Here is a 958-nt window from a genome sequence, read left to right on the forward strand (position 1 = left end):
CCCTTGCTCAAGCGCATCCTGCGCCGCTTCGCCGACGCCGCCGCACGGCGCATCGGCACGTTGTGCGGCGTGGGGTGCGTGGTCACCCCCGACGAGACGCAACTGTGCGACATGGCCGGGTGCGCCGGGTTGCTGACGCGGCCCGCCATGCACCGCTTCGGCGTGGTGCCGCTGGAAGGCATGGCCGCGTTGCTGTTCGACCATTCCCTGCGTGATGCGCTTGTCTGGCTGGGCCTTGGCGTGGATCCGCGCTCAATTGCGGACGGTCCGGCAGGCGGTCCGGCGGGCGGTCCGGCTACGGGCCTGGAACCCCCCCGGTCCGGCGGCGTTCCCGTATCTTCGCTGCCGGGTTCGGGCAACCGCAGCGGCTGGCTGCCCGGCCATGCGGAGTCCGGACTGTGCGTGCATCTTGGCCGCCAGTTGCAGTTGGACCTTGAATGGGCCTTTCTGCCCTACTTCGAAATCGAAACCTCCGGCTGCGATGCTCCCCCCGGTGAACCGGGCGGCCAGCCAGCCCACGCCCGCGAGGCACTGCGCCCCGACTGGGAGGCCCTTGGCGAGCCGCTGGTGGCCACGCCATTCACTGTGACGCTGCACTGGCTGTCGCCCGCAGCCGTGCCGCAAGCGAAAAGTCAGGCAGGTCCGTCCCTTCCCCGGCAACTGGCCCCGTCCCCTGCCTTGGCTGACGCATCGCCTTCCCCGTCCCCCGTGTTCCCGCGATCTCCAACTCCGTGGGCAGGCCGCGTGCTGCTGGTGCTGCCCCTGTCCATGCTGCTGCCGCTGGCCGATCTGCTGTCCGATGATTCCGTGCTGCTGGCCCCGGAGCAGACCGAATCCGCCGAATCGGTCCACGACCGCCTGCAGGTGCTGCCCGACTCGGAACTTGCCGCGCGGCTGGCCGAGGGCCACCCGCAGACGGCGGCGGTGGTGGCGGCCCGGTTGGCCCCGCACCGGCGCG

Annotated in this window: 1 pseudogene; it reads left to right on the forward strand. The window is 71.3% G+C overall.

Going from position 1 to position 958, the window contains the following annotated elements:
• Positions 1-958 (forward strand): annotated as a pseudogene (locus FVW20_RS16880) (hypothetical protein); the annotation flags it as partial.

Origin of the sequence: Nitratidesulfovibrio oxamicus (genome assembly GCF_015731765.1) — a bacterium.
Taxonomy (GTDB): Bacteria; Desulfobacterota; Desulfovibrionia; order Desulfovibrionales; family Desulfovibrionaceae; genus Cupidesulfovibrio; species Cupidesulfovibrio oxamicus.